The sequence below is a fragment of the Solidesulfovibrio aerotolerans genome, assembly GCF_009856865.1.
Taxonomy (GTDB): Bacteria; Desulfobacterota; Desulfovibrionia; order Desulfovibrionales; family Desulfovibrionaceae; genus Solidesulfovibrio; species Solidesulfovibrio aerotolerans.
Map to the genome: position 1 here is coordinate 175,123 of NZ_WVUD01000002.1, position 22,688 is coordinate 197,810.

The 22,688-nt window shown below is 64.1% G+C and carries 20 protein-coding genes and 1 tRNA gene; 13 read left to right on the forward strand and 8 right to left on the reverse strand.

The window, feature by feature from the left end:
* Positions 1 to 132 precede the first annotated feature (132 nt).
* Positions 133 to 1,509, reverse strand: coding sequence for a murein hydrolase activator EnvC family protein (locus GTA51_RS02395; RefSeq protein ID WP_160958361.1), 1,377 nt, complete (start codon positions 1,507 to 1,509; stop codon positions 133 to 135).
* 101 nt (positions 1,510 to 1,610) lie between these two features.
* On the opposite strand from GTA51_RS02395, the gene GTA51_RS02400 reads away from it, so the two are divergent.
* Complete coding sequence (locus tag GTA51_RS02400; protein WP_246197910.1) at positions 1,611 to 2,156, forward strand: 3D domain-containing protein; 546 nt, start codon at positions 1,611 to 1,613, stop codon at positions 2,154 to 2,156.
* Positions 2,157 to 2,166: 10 nt separating this feature from the next.
* On the opposite strand, the gene GTA51_RS02405 is transcribed toward GTA51_RS02400, so the two are convergent.
* Together GTA51_RS02405 and GTA51_RS02410 are read right to left on the reverse strand one after the other, a co-directional pair.
* Positions 2,167 to 3,603 (reverse strand): sugar transferase, encoded by a 1,437-nt coding sequence (locus GTA51_RS02405; protein ID WP_160958363.1) that lies wholly within the window; start codon positions 3,601 to 3,603, stop codon positions 2,167 to 2,169.
* Between the two features lie 162 nt (positions 3,604 to 3,765).
* Positions 3,766 to 5,124, reverse strand: a complete 1,359-nt coding sequence (locus GTA51_RS02410; RefSeq protein ID WP_160958365.1) for a glycerate kinase type-2 family protein — start codon at positions 5,122 to 5,124, stop codon at positions 3,766 to 3,768.
* A gap of 225 nt (positions 5,125 to 5,349) precedes the next feature.
* Here GTA51_RS02410 and nudC point away from each other — a divergent pair, with 225 nt between their 5' ends.
* From nudC to GTA51_RS02465, 11 genes are all read left to right on the forward strand, one after another.
* Positions 5,350 to 6,225: an NAD(+) diphosphatase gene (gene nudC, locus GTA51_RS02415; protein ID WP_160958366.1), complete on the forward strand. Its 876-nt coding sequence runs from the start codon at positions 5,350 to 5,352 to the stop codon at positions 6,223 to 6,225.
* Between the two features lie 93 nt (positions 6,226 to 6,318).
* The gene (locus GTA51_RS02420) at positions 6,319 to 6,774 is read left to right on the forward strand and encodes an RrF2 family transcriptional regulator (protein WP_160958368.1); all 456 of its coding nucleotides are present in this window, start codon (positions 6,319 to 6,321) and stop codon (positions 6,772 to 6,774) included.
* Positions 6,775 to 6,921: 147 nt separating this feature from the next.
* Positions 6,922 to 8,223: a cytochrome ubiquinol oxidase subunit I gene (locus GTA51_RS02425; RefSeq protein ID WP_160958369.1), complete on the forward strand. Its 1,302-nt coding sequence runs from the start codon at positions 6,922 to 6,924 to the stop codon at positions 8,221 to 8,223.
* Positions 8,224 to 8,301: 78 nt separating this feature from the next.
* On the forward strand, positions 8,302 to 9,330 hold the full coding sequence (gene cydB / locus GTA51_RS02430; protein WP_160958371.1) for a cytochrome d ubiquinol oxidase subunit II: 1,029 nt from the start codon (positions 8,302 to 8,304) through the stop codon (positions 9,328 to 9,330).
* A gap of 212 nt (positions 9,331 to 9,542) precedes the next feature.
* Entirely contained in the window at positions 9,543 to 10,238 is a 696-nt protein-coding gene (locus GTA51_RS02435; RefSeq protein WP_160958490.1) for an HD-GYP domain-containing protein, read from the forward strand.
* A 189-nt stretch (positions 10,239 to 10,427) separates the two neighbouring features.
* A complete protein-coding gene (locus GTA51_RS02440) occupies positions 10,428 to 11,858 on the forward strand; it encodes an outer membrane homotrimeric porin (RefSeq protein ID WP_160958372.1) in 1,431 nt (476 codons plus the stop codon).
* Positions 11,859 to 11,980: 122 nt separating this feature from the next.
* Positions 11,981 to 12,574 (forward strand): TetR/AcrR family transcriptional regulator, encoded by a 594-nt coding sequence (locus GTA51_RS02445; RefSeq protein WP_160958374.1) that lies wholly within the window; start codon positions 11,981 to 11,983, stop codon positions 12,572 to 12,574.
* A gap of 49 nt (positions 12,575 to 12,623) precedes the next feature.
* Positions 12,624 to 13,571 carry a sialate O-acetylesterase gene (locus GTA51_RS02450; RefSeq protein WP_246197915.1) on the forward strand — a complete coding sequence of 316 codons (948 nt, stop codon included), beginning with the start codon at positions 12,624 to 12,626 and terminating at the stop codon, positions 13,569 to 13,571.
* Between the two features lie 68 nt (positions 13,572 to 13,639).
* Positions 13,640 to 14,899: an efflux RND transporter periplasmic adaptor subunit gene (locus GTA51_RS02455; RefSeq protein WP_160958378.1), complete on the forward strand. Its 1,260-nt coding sequence runs from the start codon at positions 13,640 to 13,642 to the stop codon at positions 14,897 to 14,899.
* Complete coding sequence (locus GTA51_RS02460; protein WP_160958379.1) at positions 14,896 to 18,045, forward strand: efflux RND transporter permease subunit; 3,150 nt, start codon at positions 14,896 to 14,898, stop codon at positions 18,043 to 18,045. The genes GTA51_RS02455 and GTA51_RS02460 overlap by 4 nt, the downstream gene beginning before the upstream one ends.
* A gap of 70 nt (positions 18,046 to 18,115) precedes the next feature.
* Entirely contained in the window at positions 18,116 to 18,565 is a 450-nt protein-coding gene (locus tag GTA51_RS02465; protein ID WP_160958381.1) for a MarR family transcriptional regulator, read from the forward strand.
* A gap of 172 nt (positions 18,566 to 18,737) precedes the next feature.
* Here the strand turns inward: GTA51_RS02465 and eboE are convergent, their stop codons facing one another.
* Genes eboE through GTA51_RS02485 form a run of 4 tightly spaced genes read right to left on the reverse strand, consistent with a single transcriptional unit; the run spans position 18,738 to position 21,988 of the window.
* Entirely contained in the window at positions 18,738 to 19,832 is a 1,095-nt protein-coding gene (gene eboE, locus GTA51_RS02470; protein ID WP_160958382.1) for a metabolite traffic protein EboE, read from the reverse strand.
* Between the two features lie 33 nt (positions 19,833 to 19,865).
* Positions 19,866 to 21,020, reverse strand: a complete 1,155-nt coding sequence (locus tag GTA51_RS02475) for a 3-dehydroquinate synthase (RefSeq protein WP_160958384.1) — start codon at positions 21,018 to 21,020, stop codon at positions 19,866 to 19,868.
* Positions 21,021 to 21,062: 42 nt separating this feature from the next.
* The gene (locus GTA51_RS02480; protein WP_160958386.1) at positions 21,063 to 21,587 is read right to left on the reverse strand and encodes a TrmH family RNA methyltransferase; all 525 of its coding nucleotides are present in this window, start codon (positions 21,585 to 21,587) and stop codon (positions 21,063 to 21,065) included.
* Positions 21,584 to 21,988, reverse strand: coding sequence for a PaaI family thioesterase (locus GTA51_RS02485; protein WP_160958387.1), 405 nt, complete (start codon positions 21,986 to 21,988; stop codon positions 21,584 to 21,586). Before GTA51_RS02485 ends, GTA51_RS02480 begins: the two co-directional genes overlap by 4 nt.
* A 124-nt stretch (positions 21,989 to 22,112) precedes the next feature.
* Between GTA51_RS02485 and GTA51_RS02490 the strand changes: the two genes are divergently transcribed.
* The gene (locus GTA51_RS02490; protein ID WP_160958389.1) at positions 22,113 to 22,484 is read left to right on the forward strand and encodes a hypothetical protein; all 372 of its coding nucleotides are present in this window, start codon (positions 22,113 to 22,115) and stop codon (positions 22,482 to 22,484) included.
* Positions 22,485 to 22,546: 62 nt separating this feature from the next.
* Here the strand turns inward: GTA51_RS02490 and GTA51_RS02495 are convergent.
* Positions 22,547 to 22,622 (reverse strand) — tRNA-Val (locus tag GTA51_RS02495).
* Positions 22,623 to 22,688 lie beyond the last annotated feature (66 nt).

Consider the following 22,688-nt stretch of genomic DNA (forward strand, 5'->3'; position numbering starts at 1 on the left):
CCGCCGCAAGGACTTGGGGAGGGCGGCCGGCGCTTTGTGCGCCAGCGACTCCCCCCCAACGCCTCCCGGCAACCGCGTCGCGCCGGGCACGTTCCCGGGCGCCAAGCGCGGGTTTGGGAGACCTGCCGCCCGTTACTGCTGCGGGGTCTCGGCGGCGTAGCGCCGCAGTTTGGTGGTCACGTTGTCCTCGATCCAGTGGGCGTCCCACCACTCGATGGGAATAACCGGCTGGCCGGAAAGATACATGCCGAAAAGCACCTGCTCGCCAGGGGTCAGGCCGGTGGTGCCGGTGGTGCCCACCAGATCGCTTTTTTTAACGGCATCGCCAACCGCCACGGCCACCGACCCCAGATTGCCATAGACCGAGAGCAGCCCCAGGCCGTGGTCGATGACGACGGTATTGCCGTAAACGCCAAGCGGCCCGGCGAAAACGACGTTACCGGCATTGGCGGCCGGCACCTGCGCCCCGGGCACCGAGGCCAGACCGATGCCGTCGCTGTGCTCCCGCCCGATCTCCTGCCCTTTGTAAAGATACACCCGGTCCGCCCCGAACGACCCCCGCACCACCGACCGGGGCAGGTAGACGAACCCGCCGTCCCACAAGGGCTGCGCCCCCGACTTGGCGCTTAAGGAGCCAAGCAGTTCAGTATTTTGCCGGCGCAGTTCGGTATTTAACTTTTTAAACCGCTCAACCGGATCGCGCTCCTGGGGATAGAGGGCGGCAAAGGCCGGCAGCCGGGCGGCCAAAAAATCATCGGTGATCTCCACCCGCTCTTCGCGAAACTTCCTTTTAATGGCCATATTGACGAAAAATCCGAGTTTTTCGTTGCCGGCGGCGTCTTCGACAAAGAGCCTGGGCTTGTAAGAATCAGGGTCAAGATCGCTTGGGAAGGGAAAGAGGCAGGCATATTGGCCGCTTTTTTGCTTATAGCCCGGGTAGAGCTTATCGCCCACCATCACCCCGCTGCGGGACACGTCCTTATTGACCTCGTAGACGACCAGCCCGGCTCCGCCCTGGCGCATGTAGTGGGCCGGGGTGAGGGATTTGACGGTGGGGGGCACGGCGTCCAGGACCATGCGCTTGTTGATGCGGGCGGCGTTGCCGGCCCCGAGGTTGGCATAGGAGCCGTCGTAGGCCACGGCCTGCAATTCAAAGGCTCCGCCGCGCAGTTCCGAGGCTTCCAGGGAAAAACGCTCGGAGATGTGGTCGCGGGGCGTGTCATAGATTTTACGCAGCACATCCATCCGGCGCTGCCCCTGGGCCACGGTGACGGTGACGGAGCGGATGCCGGATTGTTCATCGGACGCAGTCAGCACAAACTGCCGTTTGAGCGAAGCCGCTTCAGCCTCGGGAGACAACGCCACGTGCGGCTTCTCGGCGTCCTTGAGAAAGAGAAAATAGCCGGCAAAGCCGGCCACGACCAACGGGGATGCAAGCAGCCCCAGGGCGAGGAGCCAGAACAGCGGCCCCGTCGTCCCGTGTTTCTTGAAAGGCTTTACGATACGCATGCCAAACGTGTCCCCTGTCGACCGGATGGCGACACTATAGTTGAGCCACCCGTTCCGGGCAAGCCGCATAAGCCGGCGCGGGACGCAAACGGAGGTTTTCCATGATGCCCAGTGACGAAACAATGCCCCCGGCAAGCCTGCCGGCGACTGCGGGCCGGCGACGGTCCTTGGCCGGGCCGGCGGCCGTGGCCTCCCTGGCCGTCAGCGCCCTGTGTCTGGGCACGGCCACGGACTGGCTGGCCGAACGCGCCGATGATCTGCGCCAGCAGACCATCCGCATGACCCAGGACGCTCTCCTGCGCGCGTCCGAGGAACGACGCTCCGCCGCACTGTTCGTCCTGCAACCCGATGCCCGAAGCCGCCTCAATTTAACGGCCACGGCCTATTGCGCCACGTGTCTGGACGACGGTGACGGCCCCCAGCCTTCGGCCCTGGGCGCGCCGGTGCAGGCCGGGCGCACGGTGGCCGTTTCCCGGGATCTGCGTCATTTGCTTGGCCGCAAAATCGCCATCGAGGGCTTCGGCGTGCGGGTGGTGGAGGATCTGATGCACCCGCGTTTTGCCAAACGCCTGGATCTCTGCCTGCCGGATAAGCGCCAAGCCCTGGCCTTTGGCGTCCAAAACCTCACCGTGGTGGTCCTCGACTGAGGCCGTCGCCTCAGTAGGCCCCGCGCATGCTCAGTACCACCGGGATGGTGCGCAGCATAATCCGTATGTCCATGGCCACCGACCAGGTGTCGACGTATTCGATATCCAGCTCCATCATGCGCTCAAAGGGCGTGTTGTTGCGGCCGTTTATCTGCCACAGGCAGGTGATGCCCGGTTTGACCCCAAAACGCCGCCGGGGCCAATCCTTTTCAATGCGCTCCACATCCCGCAACGGCAGCGGACGCGGCCCGACCAGACTCATGTCGCCGCAAAGCACATTGAAGAGCTGGGGCAGCTCATCGATGCTGGTGCGCCGCAGCCACCGGCCAAGGGGTGTTATGCGGGGATCGTTTTTGATTTTAAAGATCGCCCCGTCCATCTCGTTTTGCGCTTCAAGCGCTTCCTGCATGGCAGCGGCGTTTTGCACCATGGTGCGAAACTTGTAGAATTTGAAGATCCGCTTGCCAAGGCCCACACGCTCCTGGGCAAAAAGGGCCGGCCCCGGCGAGGTCAGGCGAATAAGCGCCCAGGTTGCCGCCAGCAGCGGTGACAACAAAACAAGCGCGGTCAGGGACACGGTGACATCGAGAAACCGCTTGACGATGCGTTCGCGCTCGTCGGCCAGGGTGTTGGAGATGGTCACCGCCACCTCGCCGCCATGGCCGCCGGGCCGGCGATGCGGGTTGGTCAGATCAAAAAGCCGGGTCACCACGGTCACCGACACCCCCTGCTCCTCGCAGGTCGAAACCAACGCCGTGGCCCTGGTGCACAGTTGTTCCAGCGACAGGCAGACCACCACCTCGTCCACCACATGGCCCCGCAGATAGTCGCTGAGACTGTCCAGACGGGCCACCAGCCGGAAGGTCTCGGGCTGCGGCCCGGACACCGGCGTCTCCCAGGCGTCGGCCACAAAGCCCATGAACCGCCGGCCGTGTTCCGGGTGGGCCAGCATGTCCCGGGCGATTTCCTGCGCCCGCGTCCCGGTGCCGACGACCAGGGTGCGCCGGCGCAACAGTCCCTGGGCCTCGCCCAGAAATAACAGCCGCCGGGTGACCAGACGCACGGCCACGCCGCCGGCAGCAGCCAAAAACCAGTAGGCAGCCAGGAAGGACGGCGTGGCCAGCGGCGGCCGCAGGACAGCGGCGGCGACCAGCAGGGCCATGACCACACCGGTAACGGCCTTGATGGTGGCTTTGAGGGTCTCGCGGCGACTGTACAAGGCGGTTTCGGTGTACAGGCCAAACAGTGGGAAAACACTGATCGTGGCCAGGAAAACGCCCAAAAACAAAGCCAGACTGCCGGCGTCGAGATGCAGATGGGCGGCAGAGGCCGTTTCCGGGGTCAGGGCCGTGGACACTGCAGCGGCCAGGACCAGCGAAACCGCGGCCCAAGCCAGGTCAAGGGCGCGAAGCCAGGTGATGGCTCCCTGTCTGGATGCAAATAGCAAAGCGTCCCCCGGTGCGGTTGCGGCCCATGGCCTTTGCAGGCGGGCCTGTTGCTGCGCATCGTCATCGGGCCTTTCGCACGATCTGAAAAAGCGCATACTAACAACATACCCCAACCGCTGCCAGGAATGCAACCTCCGGACCAGTTTGACGCGTTTCGCCGTCTACGGCACCAACAGCACTTTGATGTCGCAGACATTGGTGTTGGTGGGACCGGTCTTGAGCAACTGCCCCACCGCTTCAAAATAATGGTAGGCGTCGTTGGCCCCCAAAAAGGCCCGCACGTCCAGGCCAAGGGCCGCGCCCCGGCGCAGAATCGGCAGGCTGGCAAAGGCCCCGGTGGCGTCGGTGGGACCGTCGGAACCGTCGGTGGAGGCGGCCAGAAAGACGGCCTCCTCGGCGTTTCTGGCCTCGCCGGCCAGACCGGCCAGAAAGGCCAGGGCCATTTCCTGATTGCGCCCCCCTTTGCCCGGACCGCGCAGGGTCACGGTGGTCTCGCCGCCGGCGATGACACAGGCCGGACGCGGCAGGGGCACGGCGTATTCGGCGATGTCCTTGGCCATGCCGAGAAAAAGGCTGGCCATCTCCCGGGCTTCGCCGGTTAAGTGCGAAGTCAGGATCAGGGTGGCGTAGCCCAGGCTGGCCGCCTTGTCCCGGGCAGCGAGCAACGCTTGGAAATTGGTGCCAATGAGCATCGTGCGCGTGTGGGCAAAGACCGGATCGCCGGCCTTGGGCGTTTCCGGCACCCGGCCGGCAGCCACGTCCATAAGGACGGCCAGGGCTTCGGGGGCGATGGTGTCGCGCACGCCGTAGCGGTCAAGTACAGCCAGGGCGTCGGCGGCGCAGGTGGAATCCGGGACTGTCGGGCCGCTGGCGATGACGTCCAGGTCGTCGCCCACCACGTCGGAGAGCAATAGCCCCAGACAATCGGCCGGGGCGATGGCCGCAGCCAGCCGGCCGCCCTTGACCGCCGAGAGCTTTTTGCGCACGCAATTGATTTCGTGGATGGTGGCCCCGCAGGCTAAAAGCGCCCGGGTGGTGGCCTGCTTGTCGGCCAGGGTCAGATGCCGTCCGGGAGCTTCGAGAGGCGCGGCCAGGATGGCCGACCCGCCGCCGGACACCAGGACGATGACCAGATCGCCCTGCCGGGCTTCCCGCGCCAGGGCCAGGACTTCCTGGGCCGCCGCCACGCCGCGCGCATCCGGCACGGGGTGGGCCGCCTGCAGGAGCCGGATGCGGGACAGCGTTTCCAGATAGCCTTCCTTGACCGCCACCACGCCGCCGGTGATGCGCTCCCCGAGCACGCGCTCCAGCCCAAGGGCCATGCGGGCCGAGGCCTTGCCCATGCCAAGGACGAAAATGCGCTGGTAGCGCGACAGATCGTAGACGTGGCACTCGGTTTCCGTGGAAACGCGCAGGCTGTCGCCGGTCAGTGTCAGCACGCGCTCCATCATGGCCAGGGGATCGACGCGTGTCAGGCCCGCCCGGAAAATGGTTTCGGCATCGCGCAAGGTTTCGGGCATTTGATCCTCCGTGGCGGGGCCATCCCCGGTTGTTGCTTTCTGGGGACTGCCAGGGGGGCTGCGCCACGTCAAGGCGGGGCCGGCCCGGTTGGGCGGCACCGGACGGCCGCGGGTGCCAAGGCCGCGTCCGGGATAGCCAAAAGGCTTTTGCCGGCGTACCCTGGCTTCGGGCGGCCTGGCAGCCCGAGAACAGCGCCGGCGGGCGTTTACGAGGCAGTTTCCGTCATGCACCAGCCCGATCCCACCCATCTGCCGTTTTCCCTGACCGCGCTGGGTTCCGACTTTACCCCGGCCACCCCGGATCGGAACCGGCCCGATGTTCCCGGCCCCTGGCTCATCCTTCGGGAAAACGCCCTGATTCTTTGCCGCGACGGCAACCGGCTGCCGGAAGGCGTTTTGCCCGTGGCCGGTCCCTTTGCCGTGGCCCCGGTGCTGGTCGGTTTCTGGCAGGGCCGCCCGCTGCGGGCCGCGCGGCTGGAACCCGAAGCCGCCCTGCCCGAAGCCTTTACGGCCGTTGCCGCCTCCTACCGCAGCCAGCACCTGGATGAGCGGCTTCTCACCCTGGCCGGACTGGCCCGGCAGGTGCTCCATTGGCGCGACCGCAGCCGCATCTGCCCGGCCTGCAGCGGGGCTCCTGGCGAGATTGCCGGCAGTTTCGGAGCGCGTTGCCCGGCGTGCAGCCGGGAATATTATCCGCGCATCCACCCGGCCGTCATTGTGCTCATCCGGCGCGGGGCAGAGTCTTTGCTGGTGCGCAAGGCCGACTGGCCCGCCGGCCAGTACGGGCTGGTGGCCGGCTATGTGGAATTTTGCGAAACGCTGGAGGCCTGCGTCGCGCGGGAAGTCCTGGAAGAAACAGGCCTGGCCGTCACCGACGTGCGCTATCTGGCCAGCCAGAGCTGGCCCTTCCCCAGCCAGCTCATGGTCGGTTTTCTGGCCACCTATGCCGGCGGCGAACTGACCCTGGATACGGATGAACTCGAAGACGCGGCCTGGTTTTGCGCCCAACGCCGGCCGCCGGTCCTGCCGCCCCGGTCCAGCATCGCCCGGGTTCTTCTTGACCGGTTCGCCCCGGAACTTGGCAGCGATAAAAATTCGTAAAAATACCGATTCGCATACGGTTATCCGTTGACAGGCCCGCACCGCCTCTAATAGGATCATTTCAGTCCGATTAATCTCACTTTGAGGAGTCCCATGCGTTTAACCAGAGCCGGAGAATACGCCATCCGTTGCGTCCTGTACCTGGCCATGCACCACGACCGGGAACTCATCGGGCGCAAGGAGATCGCTGCGGCCATGGACATGCCGGCCCAGTTTCTGGGCAAGGTGGCCCAGCAATTGGCCAAGGCCGGCATCATCAGCATCCGGCAAGGCTCCCAGGGCGGTTATGAACTGGCCAAACGCCCGCAAGACATCGCGCTTCTGGCTGTTATTGAGGCCATCGACGGCGAAATTTTTTTAAACGACTGCATCCACCGGCCACACAGCTGCGACCGGCAGACCATCTGCTCGGTGCATCAGATATGGGATAAGGCGCGGCGGCAGCTGCGCAACACCCTGGGCGGCGTCACCCTGGCCGAATTGGCGGCCCGGGAAAAACGCGCCTGTGCAGGGCGTTCGCGGGAGCAGCCCCACGCTTTGCAAGGTTGAGGAAATCCGACAGGGGTTGATGCATTTTCCCTGGCCCGGTGCTAGGACAGGACAGACCGCAAGGCTGCCCCGAGGGCCGGCAGCCGGAAAATGCCACAGAGGGTTTACAGAGGGTTACGGTCAACATGGAGGAAAAGGAGACAGATCATGGACACGCTCATGCTTTCCCGACTGCAGTTCGCCTTTGCGACGTTTATCCACTTTATTTTTGTGCCGCTCACCTTGGGGCTTTCCGTGCTCATTGCGATCATGGAAACCAAATATGTCCGCTCCGGCGATGAAACCTACAAGCGCATGGCCAAATTCTGGGGCAAGCTGTTTTTGATCAATTTCGCCCTGGGCGTCGTCACCGGCATCACGCTGGAATTCCAGTTCGGCACCAACTGGTCGCGCTATTCAGCCTTTGTCGGCGACATCTTCGGCTCGCTTTTGGCCATCGAGGCCACAGCGGCCTTTTTTCTGGAATCCACCTTCCTGGGTGTGTGGATCTTTGGCTGGAACAAACTCTCGCCCAAAGTCCACCTGCTCTCCATCTGGCTGGTGGCCTTTGCCGCCAACTTCTCCGCCCTGTGGATCATCCTGGCCAACGGTTTCATGCAGCATCCGGTGGGCTACGTGATCCAAAACGGCCGGGCCGAACTGTCCAGCTTTATTGAAGTCATCACCAACGGCTACGGTTGGAACGCCTTTCTCCACACGGTCACCGGTTCCTGGGCCCTGGCCGGCTTTTTCGTGGTCGGCGTATCGGCCTGGCATCTGCTGCATAAGCAAAACATCGACTTTTTCACCAAGTCCTTTCGCATTGGTGCCGTCTTTGCCCTGATCTTTTCCGTGGCTGTGGCGCTTGTGGGCCACCGCCAGGGCAACATCGTGGCCGAGGTCCAGCCGGCCAAGCTGGCGGCCATGGAATCCCATTGGGTCACCCAGAAAAACGCGCCCATGTACTTATTCGCCGTGCCCAATTCCAACGGCGAAGGCAACAGCGTCGAAATAGGCGCCATTCCGAGCATGTTAAGCCTTATGGCCTTTAACGACCCCTCGGCCGAGGTCAAGGGGCTTAACGACTTCCCCAAGGAAGACCGCCCGCCCGTCGCCCTGACCTTTTCCGCCTTTCGCCTCATGATTGGCCTGGGCACGGCCATGCTGGTTCTTGGCATCCTGGCCTTTATTGCCCGCCACCAGCCGGCGGAAAGTTCCCCCAGGCTCTTAAAGCTCCTCATCTGGGGCATCCCCCTGCCCTATCTCGCCCTGCAGGCCGGCTGGGCCGTGGCCGAAGTCGGCCGGCAGCCCTGGATCGTCTACGGCATCATGCGCACCAAGGACGCCGTGTCGCCCATTGCCACGTCCCAGGTGGCCATCAGCCTGGCCGCCTTCTTCGTGATCTACATCCTGCTGGCCGCCCTGGACATCTTCCTTTTGGCCAAATACGCCCGTTCCCAGCCGCACTAGGCCCGGAGAGAACAGCGGTATGGCAACGCTTTTGACGCAACCCGGCCCGGCCGGTCGATAATTTGAAGGAGAATGGCCATGGATCTCGGAACCATCTGGTTTGTCCTGTGGGGCGTGCTTTGGGCCGTCTATTTCATCATGGACGGATTTGATCTCGGCATCGGCAGCTTCATGCCCTTTTTGGCCAAAAACAATGAAGAAAAACGCATCATGTATAACGCCATGGGGCCGTTTTGGGACGGCAACGAAGTGTGGCTCATTACCGCCGGCGGCGTGACCTTTGCCGCCTTCCCCAGGACCTATGCCGTGATGTTTTCTGCCCTTTATACGCCGCTGATGCTGCTCCTGTTCGCCCTGATCCTGCGCGGCGTGTCCTTTGAATTCCGCTCCAAGGTGGACAGCCCGGGCTGGCGCAAGCTGTGGGACACCTGCAACTTCCTGGGCAGCTTCCTGCCGGCGCTGCTGCTGGGCGTGGCCTTTGCCAATATCTTCAAGGGCATTCCCATCGACGCCGAAGGCATCCTGCACGGCAACCTGCTCACCTTGCTCAATCCCTACGGCCTGGCTGGCGGCGTGCTGTTTGTGCTCCTTTTCGCCCACCACGGCGCGCTGTGGCTGGCGTATAAGTCCGTGGGCGACCTCCACGACCGGGCCGTGGCCCTGGCTGGCAAGCTGTGGCCCATCATGGCCGGGGTCATCGTGCTGTTTTTGGGCATGAGCTTCGCCATGACCAAGTTGTTCACCAACTATCTGGTCAACCCCATCCTGTTCGTCATCCTGCTTGCCGCCGTGGCCGGGTTGGTACTGACCTGCTATTATCGTCGGGCCGGGCGCATCCTGGCTTCCTGGGGCGCTTCGGCCGTGCTGATCGGAACCACCGCCCTGTTTGGCGTGGTTGGCATCTTCCCGGCCTTGCTGCCCTCGAGCCTCAACCCGGCCTTCTCGCTGACCATCGAGAACTCGTCCTCCACGCCCATGACCCTGGCCATCATGCTCGGCGTGGCCCTGGTCTTTGTGCCCGTGGTCATCGCCTACCAGATCTGGACCCTGCGCACCTTCCGTCACCCGGTGACCAAGGAAGATCTGGATTACGAAGAAGCCTATTAACGGCCACGCTTCCAGGCAAAACCGCCGACGGACACGCTCCGTCGGCGGTTTTGTCTTTTTCCGCCTGCACGTGTCGCCCTTCCTGCCCGCAGAGCTGCCTGCAAACCTTGACAACGATTTTCAATATCAATAGATTCGCGGCTGTCGCTCACCCCCGCCGCCTGTGTGCCACACTGCCGGCTCGACCCGTAACCGATGAGAACGCTATGACCATGCCGCCCCCTCTCCTTTTTGTCTCCCCTGCAGTCCTTCCCGTGGGCAGCGATGCCGCCCACACGACGCACGGCGCTCTCATGGATCTGGTCCACCAGTTGGCCACCTCCCTTGGCAAGGCCATCGACGCCAAAGACCCTCACACCATGGCCCATTCCGAGGAAGTGGCCGAGGTGGCCCGGCATCTGGCCCTGGCCATGGGCCTGTCGTCGGAAATGGCCGACTGCATCCACGTGGCCGGCCATCTGCACGACATCGGCAAGATCGGCGTCCCTGACGCCGTGCTCGGCACACCCGGCAGCCTGACTCCCGAAGAATGGGTCCAGATGCAGGACCACCCGAGTATCGGCGCGGCAATCCTCCTGCCGTTGGCCTGCCTGCGCCAGACCGGCATCGTGGACATGGTGCTCGCCCACCACGAACGCTACGACGGCGGCGGCTATCCCTTCGGGCTAAGCGGCAGCGCCATCCCCCTGGGAGCGCGCATCATCACGCTGGCCGACAGCCTCTCGGCCATGCTGCGAACCCGTCCCTACCGCCCGGCCATGGGCTTTGCCGCAGCCTGCCGGGAGATCGTGCGCGGTGCCGGCAGCCAGTTCGACCCCCAGGTGGCGACCGTCTTTCTGGGCGAAGCCATGACGGTGCGCGGTATGCTTGGCCCAGACCGGGACGCGGGCACGACGGTGCGGCGGTGAGACCCTGACCGCCCGGCTACCCGGGCGAGGGCGTGACGCGGGCCAGAGGCCTTGCCCCTGCATCCCCGGCAGATTCAAAGGATATTGAGAATAGACTTCATAATCAATATCAAGCACCAAGGGAAACAGACATGCTGTTGCCTTCAAAACGAAACGGAATCACGCGAAGCAAAGAAAGGAGTGCGCACCATGCGAAAAGTGGTTTTGTTGCTGCTGGCCCTGGCCGCCGTGGCCGTGCAGGCTGCACCGAGCCAGGCGGCCACTGCAGTGAAAATGGCGGGAGACGCCCGGGTGTACGGCGTTTTTTTTGCCAACCGCAATTTTACCGGCTGGGACGAAACCGGAACCCAGACCGAGGACCGCACCACCATCTGGCAGCGGTTGCGGTTGCGTACCGATTTTGTGGCCAATGAAAGCCTGAAATTCCGTTTCGGCCTGCGCGTCGATGACGAGACCTGGGGTTCGGGCTATTTGACAGCCGCCAACCCGCAGGTGGCCATCCAGCCCTATCTGGCCTATCTCCAGTTCAAATGGCCCGGCACCGACATCGAAATGACCGCTGGCTACCAGCCCTTTTCCGTGCCCCACACTGAAGTCTTTTACGACAGCATTGTCCTGGCCGCCGACGACGGCGACCAATCCAGTGCCGCCGTGTTCGTCAAAGTGCCGCTTCTGGCTGACACCCTGGCCCTCGAAGCGGCCTACGGCCGACTCCTCGACGCCTACCGCACCTTCCAGCCCACCACCACCCAGACCGGCGACGCCTTCGACGTCTACCGCCTGGCCCTGCCCATTACGGTCGAAGGCTTTGACGCCGTCCCCTGGGGCCTGGCCGGCGTGTACGGCAAAGACGCCGATCCCGACGGAAACTTCAACGCCGGCCTGCGCTCGGCCGGCAGCTACCTTGCACCCGCCGGCTACAAGGACAACCAGAATCCCATGTGGTGGACCGGTCTGGCCCTGTCCGTCACGGCCCTGGACCCGGTGAAACTCTATTTTGACGGCATCTACGGCAATGCCGCCGGTTCCGACCGTTCCCGAAACCGCCGCGCCGGCTACTTTTTTGACGCCGGCCTGACCTATACGGGTCTTGACTGGGCCACCCCGGGCCTGTTCGGCTGGTTTGCCAGCGGCGAGGATTCGAGCCTGTCCAACGGCAGCGAGCGCCTGCCGGTCATCACCCCAAAATGGGGACCGGGCACCTCGTTTTTGTTTGATTGCGACCAGGAATTCGCCAACAATAGCCTGGGCATCGATCCCACCGGCACCTGGGGTGCCAGCGTCGCCATCCGCGACATCACCGTTCTCGAAGCGCTCAAAAGCCGGCTGACTCTGGCCGCCATTGCCGGGCGCAACAGCCCGGCCGGGCTGCGCAAAGCCGTTGCCGCAACCGGCGGCCCGGGCGAATACGTCGCCATGGGACGCAATCTGGCCCAGGGCGAATGGGTACTCGGCGTCAACTTCGACCACAGCTACGCCCTTACCGAAGAACTCAGCCTGACGCTGCAAACCGGCTTTGCCGCGCCCCAGGGCCTCAAAACCAGCATATGGGGCCACCGCATGACCAATCAGGCAACGCAGGCCTGGATGGCCTCCCTGGGCTGCCTCTATACCTTTTAAGCGAAGCGGCGCCGGACGCTGTCCGGCGCCGCTTGACGCCGCCTTCCTGTCCGGTCTATCTCCCGGTCGCCCCCTGCGGGATGCCACTTGACACTTTGTAAACCGGTGTTAACTTCCCCCCCATGACTGAACGCCTGGATTCACCCCTGCGCCGCGAACAAATCGCCGACGCCGCCCTGGACATCGTGGTGCGCCACGGCATCGGCGCCGTCACCGTGCGCCGGGTGGCCGAAGCCGTCGGCATCTCAGCCGCCGCACTGTACCGACACTACAAAAACAAGGCCGAAATCCTTAAAGCCGTCATGGAAGAGCATCAGGAATTCTTTATGGTCAATGTCAGACTGGCCAGGGCAGAAGGCACTGGTCCGCTTGACACCATACGGAGACTGTATCTTTCAAGCATGACCCTGGTTGAACGCTATTGCGCCTTGCCTGTCGTCTTTTTATCCGATGTTCTGTGGTTTGAAGAGACGCAACTTCGAGACTTAAAGCTCAAACACCACAAGATTCTGCGAGATATAATAATCGAATTAATCACAGCAGCCCAGCAGAAAGGCGAGATCCGCACCGACATACGCCCCGAAGAGATCTTTGTTCATTTCATTGGACTCATTGCCATGCCCGCGCTCATCCAGGCCCGGACGCCACACGATTTGGATATGCCCCGACAGACCACCGCCAATTGGGAGTTGTTTGCCCATGCCGTTGCTGCATAATTTTTGTGGGCCTGGAAGTGAACACCAGTTCACTTCCAGGCCCAGGCGTTTGCGTCACCTGCGGTGCTGCCGTGCCGGACTGCTGCTCCTGCCCCTGCTGGCCGCAACGCCCTGGGGCACAGCCAGCGTCGCGGCCGGCGAGCCGCTCTCGCCAGCCGCCATCCAGGCCAAATATGCCGGACGCGACCCGATCCTCCCGGATAATGGCGAATTTGCTGTATTTCCCGGCAAGGCCGAAGAACCCAAACAAGACTGTGCCGGCCTTACTGAAGGGCGCGTCATGACGGCCCTGGTTTTCGGCCAGTCCAACGCCGCCAACACCGTGGACCCGGGCTACGATTCGGGCCAGCCGGTGTACGCCTATTATAACGGCACCTGCCAAAAAGCCCACGACACCATGCCCGGGGCCAGCGGCTCCAAGGGCAGCACCTGGCCGCGCCTGGGCGACCGGGCCGTAGCCAGCGGCCTTTTTGACGCCGTGCTCTTTGCCGACATCGCCCGGGGCGGCTCCTCCATTTTAAATTGGGGGCCGGGCGGCGCGCTCAACCCGATCCTCCTGGGCACCCTCGACGACCTCGTCGCAAAAGGCCTGTCCCCGACCCATATCTTTTTCCACCAGGGCGAATCTGACTGTGCCCTGGGCATAGACCCGGCCGATTACGCGGCCATGCTCGAGGCCATCATCACCCAAATCCGCCAGCGGGTTGGCGACGCTTGCGAAATTGTCGTCGCCCGCGCCTCTTTGTATTACGATCCCGCCTTGGGCGGCCTGGGGGATCCGGCGGGCTATCGGTCCTGTCCGGCCCTGACCGCTGTGCAGACCGAGGCGGCCGACCCTGCCCGCAAGGTCTTTTCCGGTCCCAATACCGATTTGATCGTGCCTTGGTTTGACCGCAACGACGGCTATCACTTCTCCGCCAAGGCCGCCGACCATTTTTCCGCCGCCTGGATGCCGCTGCTCGCCCGGGGTGGCGATATGGCCCAGGCAACGCCCTAAACGCCCTCTGGGCCAACGCCAACTTTCCGCTCCGACGCCCGGAGCGGCCACCTGTTTTGGAGGTTTCCATGTCCGCATCCGTTTTCGCCCAAACTGTCCGCCTGGCCGCGACCCTTTGCCTCCCTCTGGCTCTGGCCGCCGCGCTGTCCGGCTGCGTCACGGAGAGCTCCGGCCAGGAGACGGCCGCCGGCGCGCCGCCGCCGCCGGAAATTGTAGCCCATCAGGTCGTCACATCCGATATCCCGCTGGAACTGGCCTACATGGGCCAGACCGCCGGTTCGCGCGAGGTCGAAGTGCGCGCCCGGGTCGGCGGCATCCTGCTGCGCCGCGACTTCGAGGAAGGCTCCCGGGTGCGCCAGGGCCAGCTCATGTTCGAGATCGACCCGGCCCCCTATCAGGCCGCTCTGGAGCAGGCCAAGGGTACCCTGGCCCAGGCCGAGGCCAATCTGGCCCAGAACAAACGCGACGCCGAGCGCATGGACAAGCTCTTCAAAGGCGACGTGGTGGCCCGAAAGGATTTCGACGACGCCAGGACCGCCGTAGAAACGGCCACGGCCCTCGTTGACTCGGCCAAGGGCAAGGTCCGGGAAGCCTCGCTCAACCTGGAATGGACCAAGGTCACGGCCCCCATTGCCGGCATGACCAGCAAGGAGACCCGCTCCGAAGGGTCTCTGGTCACCACCAACACCGATGCCAGCCTGTTGACCTCGATCTCCCGGGTCGATCCGATCTACGTAAACTTCTCCATGTCCGGCCCGGAAATGATGAAGATCCGCAAGTTGCGGGCCGAGGGCAAGGTGGCCATTACCGGCGGTGGCGACTTCACCGTGCGCCTCACCCTGCCGGACGGCGCGGACTATCCCACCACCGGCCGCATCAATTTCACCGACACCCAGGTGGACGCGACCACGGGTGTGGTCAAGGTTCGGGCCGAATTCACCAATCCCGACGGGCTGGTGTTGCCCGGACAGTTCGTGCGGGTGCGCCTGGAAGGCGCGCACTACAAGGACGTGTTGGCCGTGCCCCAGGGTGCTGTCCTTAACACCCAGCAGGGGGCCATGGTCTGGACCGTGGACGCCAAAAACCAGATCGCCCCCCGCCCGGTGGTCCTCGGCGAGACCGTGGGCAACGACTATCTCATCGAAAAAGGCCTGGAGCCGGGCGAACGCGTGGTGGCTGAAGGCGTTATCAAAGTCCGTCCCGGCATGACCGTCACGGTGCGCGGCGACGCCCCCGCCCCGGCCGCCCCGCCTGCCGCGACGGCTTCTGAAGCAGCCCCCAAGGCCGCCGAGGCCGATAAGGCTGCGGGCAAGGAGAACCGTTCATGATTTCACGTTTCTTCCTGGGCCGCCCGGTCTTCTCCATCGTCATCTCGCTGGTCATCGTGCTGGCCGGTCTGGCGGCGATCAGAAGCCTGCCCATTGCCCAATTTCCCGACATCATTCCGCCTGAGGTCAATGTGACGGCCGTCTACCCCGGGGCCAGCCCCGAGGTGATCGCCGCCACTGTTGCGGCACCCCTTGAGCAGCAGATCAACGGCGTCGACAACATGCTCTACATGCGCTCGACCAGTTCCGGCGACGGCTCGCTGTCGATCACCGTCACCTTTGCCGTGGGCACCAACCCGGACCAGAATACCATCAACGTCAACAACCGCGTCCAGGCCGCCCAGACCACCCTGCCCGCCGAGGTCCGACGCCAGGGCGTCACCGTTACCAAGAAATCCTCCAACATCCTCCAGATCGTTGGGTTCGACTCCCCAACCGGCCGCTACGATTCGGTCTTTATCAGCAACTACGTCCTGGTCAACGTCCTGGATGAGCTCAAACGCCTGCCCGGCGTCGGCGACGCCTCCATCTTCGGGGCCAAGGACTACTCCATGCGGGTGTGGCTGCGCCCGGACAAGCTGGCCCAGCTCAAGCTGACGCCGGCAGACGTGGCCGCAGCCATCACCGAACAAAATGCCCAGTTCGCCGCCGGCCGCATCGGGGCCGAGCCGACGAATCCCGAGCACCCCGTGGCGCTCAACTACATGGTGACCACCCAGGGGCGGCTCATGACCCCTGAGGATTTCGGCGACATCATTTTGCGCGCCCAACCCGACGGGTCGCTCCTGCACTTAAAAGACGTGGCCCGGGTTGAACTCGGGGCCAAAGACTACAGTTCCATTTCCAAACGCAACGGCAGCCCGACCGTCAACATCGGCATCTTCCTTGCCCCTGGGGCCAACGCCCTGGACACGGCCGATCTGGTGACGGCCAAGCTGGCCGAACTGTCCAAGCGGTTCCCCGACGGCGTCACCTATTCGGTGCCGCTGGATACCACCACCTTCGTGCGCGTCTCCATCGAGGAGGTCATCCACACCCTCGTCGAAGCCATGATCCTGGTCTTTTTGGTGGTCTATCTCTTCCTGCAAAACTTCCGGGCCACGCTGATCCCCTGTCTGGCCGTGCCGGTGTCGATCATCGGCACCTTTGCCGGCATGCAGGCCCTTGGCTTTACCATCAACACCCTGACCCTTTTCGGCATGGTGCTGGCCATCGGCATTGTCGTTGACGACGCCATTGTGGTGCTCGAAAACGTCGAGCGCATCATGACCACCCAAAAGCTCCCGCCCAAGGAAGCCACGGCCAAGGCCATGGAAGAAGTGACCGGCCCGGTTGTGGCCATTGTGCTGGTCTTATGCGCCGTGTTCGTTCCCGTCGCTTTCCTTGGCGGACTCACCGGCCAAATGTACAAGCAGTTTGCCATCACCATTGCCGTCTCCGTGGTCATCTCCGGCCTGGTGGCCCTGACACTGACGCCGGCCTTGTGCGCGAGCCTGCTCAAAGCCGGCCACCAGGAGCCCAACCGCCTGTTTCGGGCCTTTAACCGGGCCTTTGACGGCCTGACCCGGGTCTATGGCGCCGGCGTGGCCTTTTTGCTGCGCCGCAGTTTTGTCGCCGTCCTGCTCTTTGCCGGACTGTGCCTGGCCACGGGCTGGCTGTTTAGGCAGGTGCCGGGCGGACTCGTCCCGGACGAAGACCAGGGCTATGTCATTGCCGTCAACATCCTGCCCGACGGCACGTCGATTCGCGCCACCGAAGCCATCGGCGACGCCATTGACGCGATGAACATGAAAGACCCTTCGGCCAAAGACGTCATCGCCATCACCGGCCTGGATCTGCTCAGCTTCACCTACCGCTCCAACTACGGCACGACCTTTATGCCGCTCAAACCCTGGGACGAACGCAAGGCCCCGGGACTGTCCTCCTTTGACGTGGTCAAACGCATCTTCGGCCGGGGCATGACCCAGCCCAAGAGCCTGACCCTGGCCTTTAATCCGCCGGCCATCTCCGGCATGTCCAACACCGGCGGCTTTGACGCCTACCTGCAAAGCCGTGGCGAAGGCGATGTCAAAGCCTTGGCCGCCATGACCGACAAGCTGGTGGCCGAGGCCTCGAAAAACCCGGTGCTCGGCCGCGTGGCCACCACCTTCGGGGCCAACGTGCCCCAGTTGCGCATCGACCTCGACCGCGCCAAGGCCAAGGCCCTGGGCGTCGCCATAAGCGACGTCTATGACGCCATGCAGGCCACGTTCGGTGCCTACTACGTCAACGACTTCAATAAATTCGGCCGGACCTTTAAGGTGCAAATCCAGTCCGAAGCGGATTTCCGCGACCGCCCCGAGGATCTGCGCGACGTGTTCGTGCGCTCCAGCAAAGGCGAAATGATTCCCTTAACGGCCCTGGCCACCATCGAAAAGTCCACCGGCCCCGAGGTCATGGAGCGCTTTAACGTGTTCCCGGCGGCCAAGATCATGGGCCAGCCCGCTCCGGGACATACTTCGGGCGAGGCTTTGGCCGCCATGGAACAGGCTGCGGCCAAGGTGCTGCCGTCTGACTACACCCTGGCCTGGACCGGCTCGGCCTACCAGGAAAAAGCGGCGCAAGGCTCCTCGACCCTGGTCTTTGCCATGGGCATCGTCATGGTCATCCTCATCCTGGCCGCCCAGTACGAACGCTGGAGCCTGCCCTTTGCCGTGGTCCTGGCTGTGCCTTTTGCCCTGTTCGGTGCCATTGCCGCCGTGTACGGCCGTGCGCTGAGCAACGACATCTACTTCCAGATCGCCCTGGTGACCCTTATTGGCCTGGCGGCCAAAAACGCCATCCTCATCGTTGAATTCGCCGTCCTTGAGGTCAAGGCCGGCAAAACCCTGGCCGAGGCGGCGCTCTCGGCGGCCATGCTGCGCTTTCGGCCCATCATCATGACCTCCCTGGCCTTTATCCTCGGCTGTCTGCCCCTGGCCATCTCCACCGGTGCCGGCGCCAACAGCCGCCACGCCATCGGCACCGGCGTCATCGGCGGCATGCTCGGGGCCACCATCATTGCCCCCCTGTTTATCCCGGTCTTTTTCAAGCTCATCATGGGTGCCGGGGCAGGACTGGCCCGTCTTATGGGGAAACAGGTTGCATCGCAGGAGAAAGCAAGCTAATCATTGCAGAGTCGATAAAAAATCAACCGCGCGGGATGTCGCGACGCGCGTCGGGAAAGGAGTATCCGTTATGGCATTCTCCCCTGCAACCGCCGCTTCCGACATCGCCCCGGAATGGATCCCCCTGGCTTTAAACGATTTGGCCAGGGGGTGGCGCGCCCGCCTCGACGAACGCCTGCGCCCGCTGGGGCTTTCCTGCGCCATGTGGGCTGTCATCCGCCGGCTGGCCAACGGGCCGGCCGCCCAGACCCAGCGGGAACTGGCCGAGGCCGTGGGCATCGAAGGACCGACCCTGGTGCGCCTGCTTGACCGGCTGGAACAATGCGGCATCGCCCGCCGGGTGCCGGATGCCGACGACCGCCGCATCAAACGGGTGGAACTGTCCGAACAGGCCCGCCCGAGCTGGGATGCCTCCCTGCAGGCCGGCCTGGAACTGAGCCGCGAACTGACCCGGGGCATTGCCGCCAGTGATCTGGAAACCACCCGCCAAGTGCTTGTAACGATGTTGGCGCGCCTGTAGCCTGGACGGGTCAAGGGTGGCCCCCTGGCTCGGATGATTCGGGCCGACCGCTTCCCCAAAGCAGCCGGCCGGCCCACTCCCCCAAAAAATACAAGGGGCCAGGAATACAAATTCCTGGCCCCTTCTTGTTTCGGTCTGCCGGGTCGGTCGCTGCCGGGAAAACCCCGCGTCGCTACGGCCGCCGGGCCGCTTCCACCCAGGCAATCTCCCGAATAATGGACTGGGTGACATCAGCCATCTTCAGTTCCGGCGGCAAAACGCTCCAGGTGTAGGTCTCCACTTCAAGGGGAATATCGGGAGCAAGGAGCGGCAAAAACGTTTGCAAAAACGGTTGTGTCGTGCCGCATTGGGGGGTGTGGGCCACAAACACCGGCAGATGAAAATGCACCCGCCAGGAGGCCACGCCGTCCAGGCGCGCGGCCAGGGCCTGGGGCAGATCGTCAAAGCGCCGCAGCGACCCGTCTGTGAGCCGGGCCACGGCCTGGTGCAGATAGACCGGTTCGACGAACCGGGCCAGGGGTGTCAGGTCGCCGCCCTCCAGATGCAGGGCCGAGGACACCTGCACATGCCCGACTTCGATGCCGGCAGCGGCCAAGGCGGCCAGGGAGGCGGCCGGGTCTTCGTATTGCAGGGCCTGATGGCAGCAGTCGTAGCACACGCACAGATGGGCCATATGAGCCGGGGGTGCGTTAAGCTCGGCGAAAAACGCCACCATCTGCGCCGTTGTCTCGATCAGGCAGCCCGGTTCGGCCTCAACGGCCAGCCGGATGCGCCGGCCGGTTTTGGCAAAAAGTTCGGCCATTTCGCCCAAAACCCCACGCAATGCGGCATACGCCTTGGGCAGATCGGTTTCGGGAAAGCCCCGGCGAAAGCCTATGGGCACGGTGGAGATGGAGCCGGACCCGCCCTCGGGCAGCCAGCCGGCCAGCAGCCGGGCCAGACGCAGGGTGTAGGCGGCCCGCTCGGGATCGCGCCAGTCCGGCTGATAGACCCGCTCCTTGACCGGTGTGTGGTGAAACCGGCCATACGGGAAGCCGTTTAAGGTGCGAAAGGTCAGGCCATGGGTGGCTGCCTCGGCGGCAAAGGATTGGGCCGCTGCGGCATCAAGCTCCAGGCTGGCCCGGCCCGACAGGCGCAGCCCCACGGGAAAGGGCCGGGTGGGGCACACGGCCGCTGCCACAGCCGGGGCGTGGGCCAAAACGCCGGCCCGGATTTCCTCCCAGCTCTCGCCGGGATGAATGTTGGTGCAATACGTCGTTGGCTCCATGCTCCCCCCGCTCAAAGGCATGTTCGACCGCAATCAGGCGCAGGCCGACGCGGCCCTAGCGGCCAAGTCCTGGCGGGCGGCGTCCAGGCGGGGCAGATCGACCTCGTGAACTTCCAGACGGCGGCCGATGCCGGCCAAAAGGCACAAGTGCAGCCGGCCGCCCAGGTGCTCGCGAAAGGCCTCGATGGCCCCGGCCATGTCCAGAGCCGCCAGGGCCGGATGCCACACGGCCAGGCCAAGGTCGGTCAAAAGCGTGAGCACCGCCTCGGCCTCGGCCGGGGCTAGCAGGCCCAAGCGGCTGGAATACAGGGTGTCCAGCGCCACCCCGACGGCCACGGCCTCGCCGTGGCGCAGCGCCCCGCCCGTCGCCTCTTCCAGGGCATGGGCAGCCCAGTGGCCAAAATCAAGGGGCCGGGCCGAACCCAGCTCAAAGGGATCGCCGCCCCCGGCAATATGCTGCAAATGGGCCTCGGCGCAGCGGATGTCGGTCTCCAGCAAGGCCTCGTCGTCAAGGACGCCAAGGCGCGGGGCCAGTTCCTGAAGGCGGGTAAAAAACAACGCGTCGCGCACCAGGGCGACCTTGACCGCCTCGGCCAGCCCGGCCCGGATCTCGCGCGCCGGCAGGGTGGCGAGCAGGGCGTGGTCGTTAATGACGGCATAGGGCGGGGCAAAGGTGCCGAGATAATTTTTGCGGCCGAAATAGTTGATGCCGTTTTTAACGCCCACCCCGGCGTCGTTCTGGGCCAGGACGGTGGAGGGCAGGCGCAAAAGGCGCACCCCCCGGTGGGCCGTGGCCGCACCGAACCCGGCCGCGTCCAGCACCGCCCCGCCGCCGATGGCCAGCACAAAGGACTGGCGGCACAGTTTGGCCCGAAAGGTCAGCTCCCACACCGCCTCGACCACGGCAAAATCGGCCTTGGCCATTTCGCCCCCGGGCACGACAAGCGGCGCTTCGACCAGGGTCAGCAGCCTACTATGGGCCGCAGCGTAGGCAGCCACCCGGGCCGGCAGGGTCGGATCGGCGGCGGCCAGCCCGGCATCGAGAACCACTCCGACCTTGTGGGGGCCTTCTCCGGCCCGGGCCAGGACGTCGGCCAGGACGGGATTGCCGGGATCAAAAACGCGACGGGTGAAAATGACCGGAAAGTCGTACGCCAGAGCGATATGTTGGGGAATGGCAACGGTCATGGAGCCTCTATGCGGGTTGCGGGATACAAACGCTTTCCCATGCTACCGCTTTTGCCCGGTTTCTTCCACAGGCCCGACGCTGTCGGAATCAAGCGGGGCCACGGTGTCCAAAACGCCGGTGCGGCGCAGGGCTTCGTAGAGGACCACGGAGGCGGCGTTGGCGATATTGAGGCTGCGCACCTGGCCCCAGATGGGGATGGTCAGGCGGCAGGCGGCCGCGTCCAGGACGTGTTGCGGCAGGCCGCTGGACTCCGCGCCAAAGACCAGCACATCGTCGGCATCGAAGGCGAAGCGGTGGCAGGCCACGGTGGCATGGCCCCGGTTGCCGGCGGTGGTGGCCACCAGCCGTCGGCCGGGCCGGGCGGCGCGAAAGGCCTCAAAATCCTCCCAGACCGTCAGATTGACATGGGGCCAGTAGTCCAGCCCGGCCCGCTTGAGATAGCGGTCGGCCAGGGAAAACCCCAGCGGCTTGACCAGATGGAGCGGGGTTTTGGTGGCGGCGCACAACCGGGCGATGCTCCCGGTATTTTGCGGGATTTCCGGAGCAATAAGGACAATCTCGATCACGCCGTCTCCCGGGTGTAGGGAACGTCCTTGCGGTAGACCGTGCCCTGCATGCTGGCAATGACCTCGTCGTTGTCGTTGGAAATGGTCACGACGTAGGTGGCCAATTTCGAGCCAAGGGAAATTTCCCGGGCCTCGGCGAAAAGGGTCGAACCGAGTCCGGCCTTGATGTAGGCAATGGAAGCAGCCACCCCCAGACTCAGCTTGCCGTGGCTGTTGGCGGCCACGGCAAAGGCCAGGTCGGCCAGGGTGAAAATGGCCCCGCCGTGGGCGATGCCGGCTCCGTTGCGGTGGTTGGCGGTAATGTCCATGGCGGTCCTGGCGTAGCCGGGGGCAACTTCGATAAGGCGGATGCCAAGGGATTTGGCGAAGGCGTCGCGGTCAAGAAACCACTGCATGTCCATGGGGGTGCTCCTTTGCCACGCGGTGCGGCTGGCGAAACCCGGGGATGGAACGCCGGGCGGCCGGATTTGTCAAGTCTGGCAATTGCGGCTATACCGGTGCATCCCGACCAGGGGGTGGATCGCCATGTTGCGTTATGCGTGCATCATGTTGTGGCTGCTGGCCGTCCTGGCCTGCCCGGCGGGGCCGGATTGGCTGCCAACGACTGCGCGACCGGTTGCCGGGACCGGTCTGGCCCTGGCCGCGCCGCCGGGACCGGGCGATCTGGCCCGGTCCATCGAGACGGCCAAGCGGAGCATTGCCGAGCACGAGAAGACCATCCAGGCCTATAACGCCGAGATGCGAACCACGGTGGCCAACGATCCGCCAGCGGCCAGACGTCGCGAGGAAATCCGCATCCTCAAGCAGTATTATGTTCGGGAAATTGAGGCGCTTCGGGCGAAGATCATCGATGACTACAAAAAAATCCAGGAATTTCGGGCCAGTGGCGCGCAATAGTGCACCCCTGCAACCCCAAAAAAGAAACGCCTCGCTGTGCGAGGCGTTTCGGATCGATTCGGTGGTGGGCGATCGGGGATTTGAACCCCGGACTTCCACCGTGTGAAGATGGCACTCTAACCGCTGAGTTAATCGCCCGTCGAAGTAAGTATGCGAGAGCCCGCCCCAAGGCAAGCATTATTTTGGCCAAGACGGAAAAAAGTG

Bases quoted from the DNA above. Each gene is read 5' to 3' on its own strand.
- GTA51_RS02425 (WP_160958369.1), top strand. From the start codon at position 6,922: ATGGACACGCTCATGCTTTCCCGACTGCAGTTCGCCTTTGCGACGTTT.
- cydB (WP_160958371.1), top strand. From the start codon at position 8,302: ATGGATCTCGGAACCATCTGGTTTGTCCTGTGGGGCGTGCTTTGGGCC.
- GTA51_RS02445 (WP_160958374.1), top strand. From the start codon at position 11,981: ATGACTGAACGCCTGGATTCACCCCTGCGCCGCGAACAAATCGCCGAC.
- GTA51_RS02395 (WP_160958361.1), bottom strand. From the start codon at position 1,509: ATGCGTATCGTAAAGCCTTTCAAGAAACACGGGACGACGGGGCCGCTG.
- GTA51_RS02435 (WP_160958490.1), top strand. From the start codon at position 9,543: ATGCCGCCCCCTCTCCTTTTTGTCTCCCCTGCAGTCCTTCCCGTGGGC.
- GTA51_RS02460 (WP_160958379.1), top strand. From the start codon at position 14,896: ATGATTTCACGTTTCTTCCTGGGCCGCCCGGTCTTCTCCATCGTCATC.
- GTA51_RS02410 (WP_160958365.1), bottom strand. From the start codon at position 5,124: ATGCCCGAAACCTTGCGCGATGCCGAAACCATTTTCCGGGCGGGCCTG.
- GTA51_RS02465 (WP_160958381.1), top strand. From the start codon at position 18,116: ATGGCATTCTCCCCTGCAACCGCCGCTTCCGACATCGCCCCGGAATGG.
- GTA51_RS02440 (WP_160958372.1), top strand. From the start codon at position 10,428: ATGCGAAAAGTGGTTTTGTTGCTGCTGGCCCTGGCCGCCGTGGCCGTG.
- GTA51_RS02420 (WP_160958368.1), top strand. From the start codon at position 6,319: ATGCGTTTAACCAGAGCCGGAGAATACGCCATCCGTTGCGTCCTGTAC.
- GTA51_RS02455 (WP_160958378.1), top strand. From the start codon at position 13,640: ATGTCCGCATCCGTTTTCGCCCAAACTGTCCGCCTGGCCGCGACCCTT.
- eboE (WP_160958382.1), bottom strand. From the start codon at position 19,832: ATGGAGCCAACGACGTATTGCACCAACATTCATCCCGGCGAGAGCTGG.
- GTA51_RS02475 (WP_160958384.1), bottom strand. From the start codon at position 21,020: ATGACCGTTGCCATTCCCCAACATATCGCTCTGGCGTACGACTTTCCG.
- GTA51_RS02490 (WP_160958389.1), top strand. From the start codon at position 22,113: ATGTTGCGTTATGCGTGCATCATGTTGTGGCTGCTGGCCGTCCTGGCC.
- nudC (WP_160958366.1), top strand. From the start codon at position 5,350: ATGCACCAGCCCGATCCCACCCATCTGCCGTTTTCCCTGACCGCGCTG.
- GTA51_RS02485 (WP_160958387.1), bottom strand. From the start codon at position 21,988: ATGGACATGCAGTGGTTTCTTGACCGCGACGCCTTCGCCAAATCCCTT.
- GTA51_RS02400 (WP_246197910.1), top strand. From the start codon at position 1,611: ATGATGCCCAGTGACGAAACAATGCCCCCGGCAAGCCTGCCGGCGACT.